The sequence below is a fragment of the Neobacillus muris genome (genome assembly GCF_943193175.1).
Classification (GTDB): domain Bacteria; phylum Bacillota; class Bacilli; order Bacillales; family Cytobacillaceae; genus Neobacillus; species Neobacillus muris.
The window spans coordinates 74391-89347 of record NZ_CALPDF010000002.1 but is presented as its reverse complement, the minus strand read 5'-3'; the positions used below and the strand labels follow the sequence as shown (position 1 = coordinate 89347).

Sequence of the window (14957 nt, the reverse complement as noted above, 5' to 3'; positions counted from 1 at the left end):
TCTTATCTCTCCTCAATTGCCTTGCGGGCAACCAGCCGGTCATCAAAATCATGTACCGCAGTGCCAATTATTTGATAGGTTTCATGCCCTTTTCCGGCAATTAATATACAATCGCCAGCTGACGCTTGATTGACCGCCCACGTGATGGCTTCTTTCCTGTCGGGGATCACTTGATAGGATTTTCCTTGAACACCTGCTTCCATTTCCTTCAAAATAGCAAGCGGATCCTCACTTCTCGGGTTATCCGATGTAAAAACCGGATCTGTCGCCAAACGGCAGGCGATTTGGGCCATTAACGGCCGTTTTGTCCGGTCCCTGTCCCCGCCGCATCCAACAACGACAAATACTCTTTTTTTAGCGAATTGCCTTACCGTATTTAAGACATTTTCAAGGCTGTCAGGTGTATGGGCATAATCCACGATGACCGTAAAGTCTTGGCCAGCTTGAACAAGTTCAAACCTGCCCGCAATACCTTCTAATTCTTCGAGTGATGCAATGATATCCTTTATTGCAATTCCCGACACAATGGCGGCTGAAATGCTTGCCAAAACATTATATATACTGAATATCCCAATAAGCTTGATATTGATCGGGTATTTTTCCCCGCCTATCACAATATCAAACCGCGTGCCGGATGGGGACATCTCAACGTTTTCTGCACGGATGTCTGCTTTATTTTCAATGCCATAGGTAACAATATGGGCGGCAGTGGCCCTTTTAAACATTTCCGAAGCAGAGTCATCTGCATTTAAAACAGCAAATTTCGGGTTGTTATGGTCAAAGGTGTTGCCAAGCTGAGCAAACAGCAGGCTTTTTGCCCGACGGTATTCTTCCATGGTTTTATGGTAATCAAGATGGTCTTGGGTTAAATTTGTAAAAACAGCAACATCATAATCACAGCCATGGACCCTTCCTAAGTCCAAGGCATGTGAGGATACCTCCATCACTGCTGTTTGAACCCCCTCCTCCACCATCTGATGAAAAGTTTTTTGCAGCGTTAAGCTTTCTGGGGTTGTATTTTTTGTTTCAACTGTCATACCGGCAATTTTCGTATACATTGTCCCGATTAATCCAGTTTTTTGTCCTTGATCAAAAAATATTTTTTCAATCATGTGACTGGTGGTTGTTTTTCCATTCGTTCCTGTAATTCCAATCAGACTCAATTGTTTAGTGGGCTGTCCATAAAAGGCATCAGCCAGAACTGCCATTGCTCTAGCCGTATCATTTACAATGACAACCGGCACATTAAGGGGCAATGGCCGTTCTGCCAAAATGGCAGCCGCACCATTTTGCACAGCTGATCCAGCAAAATCATGGCCGTCTACAGTGTAGCCTTTAATGCAAATAAACAAACTCCCAGGTTTTACTTTCCGATTATCATTTTCAATTGACGTAATTTCAGGGTCTGAACCCGAAAATGGAATTAACGGATGTAATGACTTTAGCAGCTGTTTAAGCTTCATGTTAATCTCAAATCCTCTCATGACCATACATCTTTTTTTGCAAATATAGTTTCTTAGTCAGGTTCCTGACGAAGTTTCACCTTATTTTACATGAAAACAAATATTTTTGCTATTGACATTTATGAGGATTTGCAAAAAAGGCACGCTTCTATGGAGGACGATCTATTCGCCTTTTCCAAAATAAAGCCGGATCTTTGACCCTTCCTTCACCTTGGTGCCGGGAGCAGGGGACTGGCTGACGACTGTATCTCCTTCTCCACTGGCATCTATTTGTAAATTGTACATTTGTTCATTTAGCTCCAGCTTAGTCATGCCAACAAAATCAGGCAATGTAATAGGAGTTGTTTCCGGCCATTTTATTTCTTTTTCAATCTGGTCTTTCCTCGGCTCCACTCCCATTGCACTTAAACCATCCTTAATTATATTGCCAACGATTGGCGCACTGACGGTACCCCCAAACGCGGTAACACCCTTAGGATTATCAACAGCCACATAGACAACAATTTGCGGGTCATCTGCAGGTGCAAATCCGATAAACGATACAATGTAGTTATTTTCTAAATATCTGCCCCCTTGAGCTTTTTGAGCGGTACCTGTTTTCCCTCCGACCCGATAAGAATCCACAAACGCCTTACCCCCAGTTCCTTGTGCTACTACACTTTCAAGAGCATAACGGATTTCCTTTGAAGTCTCTTCAGATATGACTCGTCTTTTTTCTTCTGGAGTATTTCTCATAACCACTTCATTTGTAACTGGGTCTACCAACTCTTTTGCAATATATGGTTTATATAATATTCCGCCATTTACAGCTGCTGAAACGGCTGTAACTTGCTGGATTGGTGTAACGGAAACCCCTTGGCCAAAGGACGTGGTCGCCAATTCAACAGGTCCGACACGATTCAGGTTAAATAATATGCCTGTACCTTCTCCTTGCAGGTCAATCCCTGTTTTTTGGCCAAATCCAAAATCTTTAATGTACTGGAATAACTTTTCTTTTCCGACACGCTGTCCCAGTTCCACAAACCCCGGGTTGCAAGAATTTTGTACAACTTCCAAAAAGGTTTCGTCTCCATGGCCGCCTCTTTTCCAGCATTTCAGCCTGGCTCCCGCTACTTGAACGGATCCAGAATCATGGAAATGATCATTCTCCAAATTGACTTTTCCTTCTTCCAATGCGGCTGCAAGAGTAATAATTTTAAAGGTCGAACCCGGCTCATAAGTCATCCATACAGGAAGATTTCGGTTATAAACCTCTTGAGGAACATTCTGAAAATTAGCAGGATCAAAAGTGGGGCGGCTGGACATTGCCAAGATCTCCCCATTATTCGGATTCATCGCAATGGCAATAATGCCATCCGGATTATACTTGGCTTCAGCTATATCCAGTTCTCTTTCCACGATTGTCTGAATTTTGCTGTCAATCGTTAACTTCAGGTCCAGTCCATTTACTGGACGTTCGTAGTCATCAGCCATGTTATTCATTCTTTCCCCTTTTGCATTAGCGTAAAACTTAACCGATCCCCGTTCTCCATTTAGCTCTTTATCATAATATTTTTCCAGGCCCATCAACCCTTGGTTGTCCACTCCAGAAAAACCAAGAACATGGGATAAATAGCTTCCAAATGGATAATGCCGTTTTGAATCCTCACCAATATACACACCATCAAGATCAAGCGCTCTGATTTCTTTTGCCTTTTCATGGGAGATTTTCCTGCCTTCTTTAATTCTGACTATACTCTCGCTCTGGGTAATCTCCCGATAGGCCTTTTCTTTTGTCATATTCAAAACGGCCGCCAGCTTTTCAGCAGTAGCAGCTGGGTCTTTTATTTGTCTAGGAACTACCCAAACCGTTGGAGCACTAACATTTGTTGCAAGAGGCACTCCATTCCGGTCCACAATTTCCCCCCGTTCAGGTTCAAAAGGTATATTTCGGCTCCATGAGTCTTTTGCGCGATCTGTCAACATCTCACCGAGGTAAAATTGGACATAGCCGAGCCGAACATCGATAATCAGGAAAATCAGTATCCCAACGAATAGTGCAATCAGTAGCCGTTTACGGACAGTAACATTTGAAACACGCATGGCACTTTAGCCTCCTCATACAGTATCGTTTATTTATATGCTTGTACATTAGATAATTAGAACGAGACTAGAGACATAAGGAACATAAAAAAGAGACTGGCATAGGCCAGCCCCATTTTAATCCTGTACTTTTTCTTCTGTTTCATCCGATGTGTTTTCCGCATTTTCCTTGGTCGTCTGCTGCTCGTTCCATTGTTCTTCAGGAGTTTTTAATTCCACAATTAAGTAATCCCCTTCTTTTAGCAGCTCTTTTGGTGAAATGCTTTGCTGAACCACATAACCTTTTCCTTTGGAATTTAGTTTCACACCTGAAAGATTGGCTACCTTCATGACATCCCGCAATGACCATCCTGTCATGTCAGGCGCTGTCAAATCTCCATCCGTCTGCAGCACCACTTTTTCCCCTTCTAAAATAGTGGTTCCAGCCTCAGGGAGCTGTCTGGCAATCCTTGCCCCATTACCAAGCAGGATGACATCATACCCTTGATCCTTTAACTGTTTTTCAACATTAGCAACAGATTTTCCCGTTAAATCAGGCAGTTTGTTAACTGTTGCTTTCTCGACCTCAGAAGGCTGAATGTTTAAATAGTGGAGACTGTTTTGCATGACCGGGTTAAAAATGGCTGAAACAGGTATAGCTCCCTGCCCCGCATCAGCTCCTTTCAGGTCAGGCTGCTGTACCGCCACGTAGACGATTAATTTCGGATCGTCCTTAGGTGCCATACCCAAAAAGGAGAACATATAATTATTGACTCCACTTAAATATCCACCAGGTCCTGGTATATTTGCCGTACCGGTTTTTCCAGCCACACTATAGCCATCCAGTTTATATCTCCCACCTGTTCCATTGGGAGAGGTAACGACTGTTTCCAAGTAATCCCGCACTTTAGCTGCAGTTTGGGCCGAAATAGGTGTACCAACTACATCTGTAGAGGTTTCCTGTATCGTTTCCTTTGTATCATGATCGATCACTTTATCTATGATGTGCGGCTTTACCATTTTACCGTCATTGGCTATTGCCGTAGCAGCCTGAATTTGCTGAATAGCTGTTATTGCCGTTCCTTGCCCATACGCTGTAGTAATTTTTTCACTTGGATAGGTATATTGAATTTTCCCAGAAGTTTCATTCGGCAATTCTATTCCAGTCGGCTTATCAAAACCAAATTTTGTTAAATACTCTCTAAATCTATCAAATCCAAGTTTTTCATTGGCAATTTTAGCAAATGCCACATTGGATGAGCGCTGTACACCTTCCAGGAAGGTAATCGGACCCCATCCAGAACCATTGTGGTCATGAATCGGCCGATCTTTGTCCGTCACTTGATAGGAACCTGATTGATAAATCTCATTAGGATCAAAAACATTTTCTTCCACTGCCGCAGCCAAAGTAAAAATTTTCATCGTTGAGCCCGGTTCAAAGGAGGTTTCAATAGCTTCATTATGCCAGCTCTTATCAATACCTTCCTTTGTTTTAGGGTCGAAGGATGGCCGCTGTCCCATTGCCAATATATCACCGGTTTTCGGATCAGCCACAATGGCAATAATTTTCTTTGGTTTATATTCTTTTTCCACCTTGGTCATGGCATCTTCTAAGAATGTTTGAATTTTTTGGTCGATTGTCAAATAAACATCATTGCCGTTTTGTGCCGGAGTAATCTTTTCCTTCCCATCAGGAAGGATATATCCCCAAAAATCACTTTCATAATTAATCTTTCCATCCTTCCCTGTTAATTGATCATTCAGCGTTTGTTCGATTCCCATTTTCCCTATTGTTTTATAAGTTCCATCTTCTTGCTCCACTTTGTCAGCGTAGCCGACTACATGGGAAGCGAATACGCCATTTGGATAAAAGCGTTTCGAATCGCGGATAAACGTAATCCCCGGCAGTTTCAGCGCCTCGATTTTTGTTTTTGTCTCTTGGGTAATATCCCGTCCCGCTTTCCCAAACTCAACCTGGAATTTTCCCTTTTTCGATAGAATACTATAGATCTCCGATTCATCCATATCAATGTATTTTGCTAATTTCTCAGCGGTTTTGCTTGGATTTGTTACATGCTTTGGATGTTTGGGATCCGTAGTCATTTTCTTGGCCAAAATGGCGACCAATTTATAAGATGCGGTATCTTCGGCAATCACTTCACCATTTTTGTCATAGATGATACCTCTGGCAGCCGGCAGGACATCGTTTCGTAAATATTTTTGTTCTGCTTTTGCCGCCAGCGGCTGGCCTTTGACTTCTCCTGAAATTTGAATCGTAAAATATCTGACAAGTAATACAAAAAAGAGCAGGCCGAATATCACAAATAATATGGCTGCTCCTGCATTCATATAGGGCTGTTTCTTGTTCATTTTTCCTGCACAACCTTGACGTTATTTTCGTTTAGGACAAGACCCATCTCTTTTGCTTTTTGGTAAATTCGTTCGTAGGTGCTTAATTCGCTTACTTGCACTTCTAAATCACCATTGACTTTTTGCTGCTCTTTCACTTTTGCTTCCACATTCTGTATGTCTTTATTGACTTCATAAATTTTCGCTTGAGCGGAAATAAGGGTAACCCCCCCAAAACATACCAGCCCGGCAAAGACTAACCCAATTATTTTTTCTCCGGGAGTAAGCCAGGATTTTCTAATTTTAATTTGATGCTGCTTTTCAACCTTTTGTGCCACTTTCTGCTGCTGCAATTCCCTGGCGAGATTACTCATTCTTTCCCCTCCATCTTGTACATTTCTTATAAAAAGTATCTAGCGGAAGCGCCAAGCAAGACGCTTTTCACCTTTATATTTTCTCTGCAATTCTCAGCTTTGCAGATCGAGCACGATTATTTTGCTCCAGTTCATCTTCCGTAGGAATGATCGGTTTCCGGGTAACTAGTTTTAAAATTGGTTTATACTCATCCGGGATGATAGGAAGGCCTGGGGGCAGATCTGGAGTTTCACTGGCGCTTTTAAAGGAAGCCTTACAAATTCTGTCCTCTAAGGAGTGAAAAGTAATAACACTAATTCTCCCGCCTGGTTTCAACAATTGAATGGCCTGATTTAAAGAATTTTCAAACACGGCCAATTCATCATTTACAGCAATTCTTACAGCCTGGAAAATCCGTTTTGCAGGATGCCCGCCTTTTCTTCTGGCTGGGGCCGGAATTGCCTCCTTAATAAGATCCACCAGCTGAGCTGTTGTTTCAATCGGCCTTTCCTTACGGACGGTTTCAATTCTCCGGGCAATTTGTTTAGAGAACTTTTCCTCGCCATACCGAAAAAAGATACGGACTAACTGTTCATATGACCACTCGTTAATAACCTCATATGCGGATAAGGGAGCATCCTTATCCATTCTCATATCCAACGGGGCATCATGATGGTAGCTAAATCCCCGTTCTGGAGTGTCCAGCTGAGGGGAGGATACGCCAAGATCATATAGAATTCCATCCACTTGGGTAATGCCTCGGCTGTTAAGCTCCTCAGTTAGATATTGAAAGTTACTCTTAATGATGATTAAACGATCTTTGTACTGGGATAATTTCTCTTGTGCATGTGCTATAGCTGTTTCGTCCTGGTCAAATGCATATAACCTGCCTTTGGCACCAAGCTTAGAGAGGATCAGAGAGCTGTGTCCGGCTCCGCCTAAGGTGCAATCCACATAAACCCCATCAGGTTTTATGTTTAATCCATTTACGGCTTCATCCAATAGCACTGTTGTATGTTCAAACATTAACTTACCACCTTTTCCAATCGCAACGATAATCAGGATGCAAATTTTCGCATCGCAGAAAATATATTAACATAATTTATCCATTATATATCAAAGCCAATCATATTTTCTGCAATTTCTGCAAAGGAATCCTCAGATTGCGAAAAATATTCTTCCCAAATTTGCTTGCTCCATATTTCGATACGATTAGAAACACCTAGCACAACACATTCTTTTTCCAGCTTTGCATATTGCATCAATGGGGCTGGGACGTTCACTCTTCCTTGCTTATCAAGCTCACTCTCAGTTGCTCCGGAAAAGAAGAATCGGGTAAAGGCACGGGCATCTTTCTTTGTCAGAGGCAAAGCCTTTAACTTCTGTTCAATCTCTTTCCACTCTGATAATGGGTAACCAAACAAACATTGATCCAAACCCCTCGTTAACACAAATGTGTCACCTAAGTCTTCACGGAATTTGGAGGGCACAATAATCCGGCCTTTTATATCAATGCTGTGATGGTATTCACCCATAAACATACCCACTACCCCCACTTTCTATTAAAAATGTACCACATTCCCCCACTTTCCACCACCTATTTTTTATCTATTCGTCTTAAAATAAAAAAATCCTCTTTAAAACTGGCAAGAAAATAAAAAAGGACGACAATTAAGTCATCCTTTAGATTTTTACGACCTTATGATACCCATCAAATTCAAAGGGCAGTATCATAAGTTCGCTTATAAAATTCAATCCATGCTGATTTAAATAATAAAACAGATTCCAGATTCTTTCTTGAGGGCTTCCATCCGGCCTTAATGCCAGTTCAACCCGTGCAAATTTGTTCAAAACAATATCGTGCCTTTGCCTAACAGCGTTTTCCAGCTTTGCCTGCATAAAGCCGATTTCTTTTAATAAATATTGTTCATTTTTCTTTAACAAGCCTAAAAGCCCTTTGTCGATTTCCAGCGTTTTGGCCTCAATCAGCTGATACTGGCTTGCCAATTGGTCTTTTACACTTGAGAACAAGCCATCCAGCTCTATGTCCTTTATCGTGCCAAGAAACTCTTCCATCCACTTTTGTGTGCCACTTTGCAGCACCGCTTCTAAATCTAGCTGTAACTCATTGATGTCGGTTTCAACAGCACGGTCTAAAAACGTGATATTCAATCTGGGAACAATGGGCGGCAATTTGATTTTAAAGTGCTCAAAAACCAGCTTTAATTCCGCCCAATAAGCAATTTCACCTGGGCCAGCGATAAACGCAATCGTTGGAAACAACCACTCCTGCATTAAGGGTCTGGTTACCACATTATTGCTCAAAAACTCAGGTTTTTCCTTTGCTAGCTCAAGCATTTGGTCTCTTGATAAGGAAACTTTCCCACTTTTCCCCACAAACCGGCGTGATTCATGGTCATATTCCAATAAAATCCGATCACCTTTACCCTGATCATAATAAAATAAATTAGCTGCCCGTTCATTGGAATCAATGGTTAAAGCAAAACCTTTTTCGGCAATCTGCTTTTGCTGCTCCAATAATGAGGAAGTAATCTGTTCGTGGGACAAAATTTGTTCAGCAAGATACTCTTTTTGCAGCTGACGAAAATGGCTGTCACCGGAATCAACAAGCAAAAGCCCAAAATCCTTGAACAATTCCATAATGATATTTGCAAAGAATTCCACAAAGTTTGTTGATTTTTCAATCTGTTTCTTGGCAAAATCGATTAGATTAATGGTATGGTTTGTTTCTCCAAAATTACCGATGAGATTCTCAACCCACTCCAAACAAAGGCTCTGATTTAATGGAATATCAGAAACCATTTTTTTCTGAAGGATCCTTTCGGGATAAGTCCACTTATCTGCTTTCCCATTAACCGGTACGTATACGTGGTTTACTTCCTGAAAATCGTGGTCTTCCCCGGCTATCCAAAATACAGGGACTACTGGAACCCCAAGCTGCCTTTCCTTTTGTTCCGCCAATTTAATAATAGAAATGACTTTATGTATTGAATATAGCGGACCAGTAAGAATTCCTGCTTGCTGTCCCCCAATCACAACAACACTGTTTTCTGCCCTAAGTTTATCCAAAGATTTTCGAACAGCTGAAGAAGAAGGCAGACCCTCCATAAATTTCTCAATATGACCTGCAACCATCTGCCGGGGGAACTTTCTGCCCTTAAGCTCGGCTAAGCGTTTAGTGTCATCGTTTATATCATTCGTACGGTAATGAAAAAAAGGCAATATTTCATCTGACTGTTCCAAATATTTCGAAGCAAATCGATTCGTTGCCGGAACCGAGAGATTGACAATCTCCATTCATGTACTTCCTTTCTGACCAAATTCATTCTTTTAAGAGTATACCATCTCCTGGCCATTCAAAAAAAATTTTTGCTTCAAATTTTCCATCATAATGCAAATACGAGTGCACGATAAATTAAACCGTACAAAGTTAAAGTGATGTAGGCAATAAAAAATAAGATAAAATTAAAGCGCCAGAAACCCTTCATGACTCTTTTGAAGTCAATTTCCTGCTTAAACTTCCAATTCATTATGACCAAAACCATAGCTGTTGCAATCATAACCAGAAAAATCAGCCAAGCAAAAGACCGCTCCCAAATCGTCTCCAATAAAAAATAAACAGCCACAATAAAAAAAATGGTGGAGTAATCCAAGGCCTTATGAATCGATTTACGGGTATTGTTTGTAGCCAATTGAAAAATAACCAGGACAAGAAAAAATCCCAAAAATGGCATGGCAAAAAGAATAGATAATAAGGTTGAAAAGAAGCCGCCCATCAACTCTCTCCCTCTCCGTCCAGCTCTTTTCCCCTAATCATCCAACAAAGGGCTTCCACTAGCGGTGCTGGCTTCTCATTTCTTGCAGCAACTCTCAGTAAATACCCAAGAATCGCATCAACCTCTGTTAATCGTCCATTCTCAAGGTCTTTCAACATGGAAGAACGGTTATTGAAAGTATTTTGACATACACCCGCGACTCTCTTTAATTGGGCGTTTACATTTTCTATATTTAATATAAAACAGACTTCTGCAGTAAGGCGCTTGGCCGTTTCTAAATAGAAAGGATTTGATACTAACATGCCATTTGTCACGTAAAGGACAGCTGTTAATGGATTAATAACGGCGTTAACAATCAATTTATTTACCAGCATCTCATAATAATTCTCCCGCAGTATAACGGGAAAATTCGCAGGAACTTTTGACGAAAATTCCACAAGACGTTCGGGACTTCCTCTAAACACTGCGGCATTTGTTACTCCTTCTCCATTATGACGGACTGTATTCAAATTTTCTCTCAATGCCCCATGTTCAACGGTTCCTACAAAAAGATTGTGCCCTTGAATCGATTGAAGCAGCTCGAGATGCCCCATTCCATTTTGCAAGAATAATAAATTGCTTGGATCATCCGTCAGTTTGCCAATTCTTTCAATGATAGGCTGAAGCTGATATTGTTTTACTGTAATAATGGTTAAATGATCTGTGCCGTTCCACTCTGCGAATGCCTTAGCCTTTGGCAGAGCAGCCATTTCAGAAGAGCCATTTTTCACACAAACTCCATTTTGGTTAATCTCAGCAGCCTGTTCTTTTGTTCTCGTATAGAGGGTTACATCAAAATCCTGATCAAGATAGGAGGCAAATAATAGTCCAATGGAACCTGCACCGATAATTCCAATCTTCATTGATAACCCCTTCTTTTAGTTTGTTATTCCTATTTTATCAGAAATAATCCGTTCCTGTTATAAGGATTTTTTAGTCGAATCTTGTAACTTTACTAATATTTTTCACACCAAGCGGCAAAAAAACTTCCCTTATCGGGCAGGCGATAAGGGAGTGTATGGATGCTATACCGGATAGACAGGATGCTTTCGAACACTAAATTGCATTTCTTTTGTTTCATAAAAGGCAAAACGGCGGGTCAGTTCCTCCCTTAATTCCGAAGGAGCAACAATGTCATCAATGATTAATTCGGAGGCCAGCTTATAGATATCGATATGTTCTTTGTACTCTTTTTGCCTGGCTTGAATGAAGGCGATTCTTTCCTTAGGATCGGTTATTTCATTAATTTTATTTGAATAAACAGCGTTCACCGCTGCTTCTGGGCCCATAACGGCAATTTGGGCAGTTGGCAGAGCAATACAGCAGTCAGGCTCGAATGCCGGACCCGCCATGGCATAAAGGCCTGCACCATATGCCTTTCGTACGATTACTGAAATCTTTGGCACTGTAGCTGAACTCATTGCGGCAATCAGTTTGGCTCCATGGCGGATAATTCCTGCCCGCTCTACCTTTGTTCCAATCATAAATCCAGGCACATCTGCCAGGAACAATAGCGGAATATGAAAAGCATCGCAAAGCTGGATGAATTTCGCAGCCTTATCAGCAGAGTCAACAAACAGGACACCGCCTTTTACCTTTGGCTGATTGGCAATAATCCCAATTGCCCTCCCATCCAGCCTAGCAAGTCCCGTAATGATTTCTGGCGCAAAAAGTTTTTTGATTTCATAGAAGCTTTTATGATCTGCTAGATTGTCTATACATTCATACATATCAAATGGCGCATTTTGATTACCGGGTATAATTTCCTCCAGACTGCGATTGGCTATGGCAGCTTTTCCTGCGATTATTCTAGGCTTTTCTTTAAAACTAGAAGGAAAATAACTGATATATTTTTTGGCAGATTCAAGGGCCTCTTGTTCATTAAAAACAAGAACATCCCCGCAGCCGCTTACGGTACAGTGCATCCGGGCGCCCCCCATCTCCTCAAGGGTTACCTTTTCACCAATTACTTTTTCCGCCATACGGGGCGAACCTAGATACATGGAGGCATTCTTGTCCACCATGATCACAATATCACAGAAGGCTGGTATGTATGCACCACCAGCTGCTGATGGACCGAACAGCAGACAAACCTGAGGAATCATCCCGGAAAGCTTGACCTGGTTATAGAATATTTTTCCAGCCCCGCGCCTGTTGGGGAACATTTCTAACTGGTCAGTGATTCTGGCTCCTGCCGAATCTACCAGATAAAACAGCGGCACCTTCAATTTTTCAGCCGTTTCTTGGATGCGAATAATTTTTTCAACCGTTTTTGCTCCCCAAGAGCCAGCTTTTATTGTCGAATCGTTTGCCATTGCACAAACTGTCTGGCCATTTACCTTCCCTATAGCGGTTACAACACCGTCCGCAGGAAGGTCCCCGGCGGAAAAATTGGCAAATTTGCCGTCCTCCTCATATTTTCCATCATCAAACAATAAGGCGAGCCGCTCACGGACAAATAGCTTATTTTGTTCCTTCGCTTTTTCATGGTATTTCGGATGGCCGCCTGCTTCAATTTTTTTTCTATATTGATTTAATGGGTCAGGAAACTTCTTATCCGCAGTCAAGAGCGCTCCTCCTTTAAAATTATTAAACTAACACAATCAAGATATCGCCTTCGTTAACAAAATCTCCTATGTTCACCCTCAATTCCTTCACTGTTCCTTCGGTTTCACTCTCAATTGGTATTTCCATTTTCATGGACTCAAGCATGACCACTTCTTGCCCAGGAGTAATTTGTTCACCCACTGCAGCAAAAATATTTAAAACGGTGCCTGCCATAGTAGCGGTAATTTCTTTCATGTTTCCTTCACTCCTACTTCACAAATTTTTTAGCGAGAAAGTTGGTTGTATACTTCCCTTTTTGAAAGTCACTGTTAGAAAGGATGGATTCAAACAGCGGGCTGTTGGTCTTAATACCCTCAATTTGAAGATTTTTAAAAAAGCTGCTTGCTTGATCCAGTGCTTCTTTCCGTGTTTCTCCATAAAAAATGCATTTGGCAATCATCGGATCATAATAAGGAGTAACTGACCCACCTTCTTCATAACCATAATCTATCCGCATCCCATCTTGTGCGGGCCAGTTTAGCCGAGTGATTTTTCCAGGAGAAGGAAGGAATCGCACAGGGTCTTCCGCATAAAGCCGAAACTCCACTGCATGCCCAAATGCCCTGATTTCCGGCTGAAGCAGCGGCAGCGGCTGCCCCTTTGCAACGAGGATTTGCCATTTCACCAAATCCAGCCCTGTTACCATTTCTGTCACTGGGTGTTCAACCTGAAGCCTGGTGTTCATCTCCAGAAAATAAAAATTTTCTTGTTCATCGACGATGAACTCAATCGTCCCGGCATTCGTGTACGACACTGCTTTCGCTGCAGTTAAGGCTGTCTCAAATATTCTTTGCTTCACCTGTTGAGAAAGAAATGGTGAAGGGGATTCTTCGATTACCTTTTGATTCCTTCTTTGTATGGAGCAATCCCGCTCAAATAAGTGAACGAAATGGCCTTGACAGTCGCCAAAGATTTGTACTTCTATATGACGTGCATCGGCAATGTATTTTTCGACAAACACCTCTTCAGATCCAAAATAAGTGAGAGCTCTTGCTTTAGTCGATGCATAAGCTTTAACGAGCGCTTGCTCGTCTTCGCAAAGCACCATTCCGATGCCTCCGCCGCCTCCGCTTGCTTTAAGCATAACCGGGTACCCAATCTCATCAGCCAATCTGCATGCTTCTTCCAAAGACTTTAACCCATAATTGCTCCCAGGCACTACAGGGACACCGGCATCCTCCATTGTTTGGCGTGAAGCAATTTTACTTCCCATCAATTCGATGATTTCCGGTCTAGGTCCGATAAACGTAATACCTGAATCAATCACCTGTTTGGCAAAGCCGGCATTCTCAGATAAAAAGCCATATCCGGGATGGATTGCATCAGCCTTTTCCTGTTTTGCTATCGCGATGATTCTTTCAGCCTGCAAATAGGATTTCTGAACCGGCGGCTCCCCAACATAGACAGCCTTATCTGCCTGTTTAACATAAGGCATTTCCCGATCTGCATCCGAGTAAATGGCCACTGTTTCAATTCCCATCTCCCGGCAGGTTCGAATAATCCTTACGGCTATTTCTCCCCGATTGGCAATTAAAATTCTTTGCACACCAAATACCCCTCTCTTCCAGCATCATTCTTCCAACTATAATGGTTCTACATCGTGATGATGAACTCCTGCTGCATCGCGGAAACGCTTCCTATGTTTATTGGAAGAATTTTTCGTAAATTTGTTATATAATTAAATTGGCATTAATTTTAACTTTTTAAAAATTGCTCACTTCCATGTTATTCAACTTTTTTAAACATATTCAGATTCTATTTTATTCCAGGAGGCAGGCTAATGGGGACAAAGGTGGAGAAACTAAAAGTTAATTTTAAAACCCTCGAGGAGTTTAAAAAATTTAAAGAATATGGACTTCAGGAGCTTTCGATGCTGGAAGATCTGGAAGCCAATATTGTGGATAATGACAGTGAGTCACCATTTTATGGTATTTATTTCGGGGATAAATTGGTTGCCCGTATGAGTTTGTATCAAATTGATGCGAAATTTGACAGGTATTTTTATCCACCGCAGAATTATTTGGAATTATGGAAGCTTGAAGTGTTGCCAGAATATCAAGGCAAGGGATATGGCAGACAGTTAGTTGAATTTGCTAAAAGTTTTGGCTTGCCAATTAAAACAAACCCAAGAATGCAGTCTCGTGAATTTTGGGAGAAGATGGGGTTTTCCAGTGTTGAATACGACATGGAACGAGACCGCGGTGAAAATCCGCTAGTTTGGTATCCCGCAGGTGTTGCCGCACAACACAATCAATAAAACCAGAAAGCGCGCCAGGCATATGGCATG

Annotated in this window: 13 protein-coding genes; 1 reads left to right on the top strand and 12 read right to left on the bottom strand. The window is 41.7% G+C overall.

Annotated elements, in window-relative coordinates; translation table 11 throughout:
- Window positions 1-2: 2 nt before the first annotated feature.
- From NFS43_RS01835 to NFS43_RS01780, 12 genes are all read right to left on the bottom strand, one after another.
- The gene (locus NFS43_RS01835; protein ID WP_251549242.1) at window positions 3-1463 is read right to left on the bottom strand and encodes a UDP-N-acetylmuramoyl-L-alanyl-D-glutamate--2,6-diaminopimelate ligase; all 1461 of its coding nucleotides are present in this window, start codon (window positions 1461-1463) and stop codon (window positions 3-5) included.
- Between the two features lie 162 nt (window positions 1464-1625).
- Window positions 1626-3545, bottom strand: a complete 1920-nt coding sequence (locus NFS43_RS01830; RefSeq protein ID WP_251549060.1) for a stage V sporulation protein D — start codon at window positions 3543-3545, stop codon at window positions 1626-1628.
- 117 nt (window positions 3546-3662) lie between these two features.
- Window positions 3663-5894, bottom strand: coding sequence for a penicillin-binding protein (locus NFS43_RS01825; RefSeq protein WP_251549059.1), 2232 nt, complete (start codon window positions 5892-5894; stop codon window positions 3663-3665).
- Window positions 5891-6247 (bottom strand): cell division protein FtsL, encoded by a 357-nt coding sequence (gene ftsL, locus NFS43_RS01820; RefSeq protein WP_251549058.1) that lies wholly within the window; start codon window positions 6245-6247, stop codon window positions 5891-5893. Before ftsL ends, NFS43_RS01825 begins: the two co-directional genes overlap by 4 nt.
- A 73-nt stretch (window positions 6248-6320) precedes the next feature.
- Window positions 6321-7253 carry a 16S rRNA (cytosine(1402)-N(4))-methyltransferase RsmH gene (gene rsmH, locus NFS43_RS01815; protein ID WP_251549057.1) on the bottom strand — a complete coding sequence of 311 codons (933 nt, stop codon included), beginning with the start codon at window positions 7251-7253 and terminating at the stop codon, window positions 6321-6323.
- A gap of 83 nt (window positions 7254-7336) precedes the next feature.
- On the bottom strand, window positions 7337-7768 hold the full coding sequence (gene mraZ / locus NFS43_RS01810) for a division/cell wall cluster transcriptional repressor MraZ (protein WP_251549240.1): 432 nt from the start codon (window positions 7766-7768) through the stop codon (window positions 7337-7339).
- A gap of 142 nt (window positions 7769-7910) precedes the next feature.
- A complete protein-coding gene (bshC, locus tag NFS43_RS01805; protein ID WP_251549056.1) occupies window positions 7911-9545 on the bottom strand; it encodes a bacillithiol biosynthesis cysteine-adding enzyme BshC in 1635 nt (544 codons plus the stop codon).
- Between the two features lie 89 nt (window positions 9546-9634).
- A complete protein-coding gene (locus tag NFS43_RS01800; protein ID WP_251549055.1) occupies window positions 9635-10024 on the bottom strand; it encodes a DUF3397 domain-containing protein in 390 nt (129 codons plus the stop codon).
- Window positions 10024-10926: a 2-dehydropantoate 2-reductase gene (locus NFS43_RS01795; protein WP_251549054.1), complete on the bottom strand. Its 903-nt coding sequence runs from the start codon at window positions 10924-10926 to the stop codon at window positions 10024-10026. The genes NFS43_RS01800 and NFS43_RS01795 overlap by 1 nt, the downstream gene beginning before the upstream one ends.
- 162 nt (window positions 10927-11088) lie before the next feature.
- Window positions 11089-12630 carry an acyl-CoA carboxylase subunit beta gene (locus tag NFS43_RS01790; RefSeq protein WP_251549053.1) on the bottom strand — a complete coding sequence of 514 codons (1542 nt, stop codon included), beginning with the start codon at window positions 12628-12630 and terminating at the stop codon, window positions 11089-11091.
- A 22-nt stretch (window positions 12631-12652) separates the two neighbouring features.
- Window positions 12653-12865, bottom strand: coding sequence for an acetyl-CoA carboxylase biotin carboxyl carrier protein subunit (locus NFS43_RS01785; protein ID WP_251549052.1), 213 nt, complete (start codon window positions 12863-12865; stop codon window positions 12653-12655).
- A 13-nt stretch (window positions 12866-12878) separates the two neighbouring features.
- Window positions 12879-14216 carry an acetyl-CoA carboxylase biotin carboxylase subunit gene (locus tag NFS43_RS01780; protein ID WP_251549051.1) on the bottom strand — a complete coding sequence of 446 codons (1338 nt, stop codon included), beginning with the start codon at window positions 14214-14216 and terminating at the stop codon, window positions 12879-12881.
- A 234-nt stretch (window positions 14217-14450) separates the two neighbouring features.
- Here NFS43_RS01780 and NFS43_RS01775 point away from each other — a divergent pair, with 234 nt between their 5' ends.
- Window positions 14451-14927, top strand: a complete 477-nt coding sequence (locus tag NFS43_RS01775; RefSeq protein ID WP_251549050.1) for an N-acetyltransferase — start codon at window positions 14451-14453, stop codon at window positions 14925-14927.
- Window positions 14928-14957 lie beyond the last annotated feature (30 nt).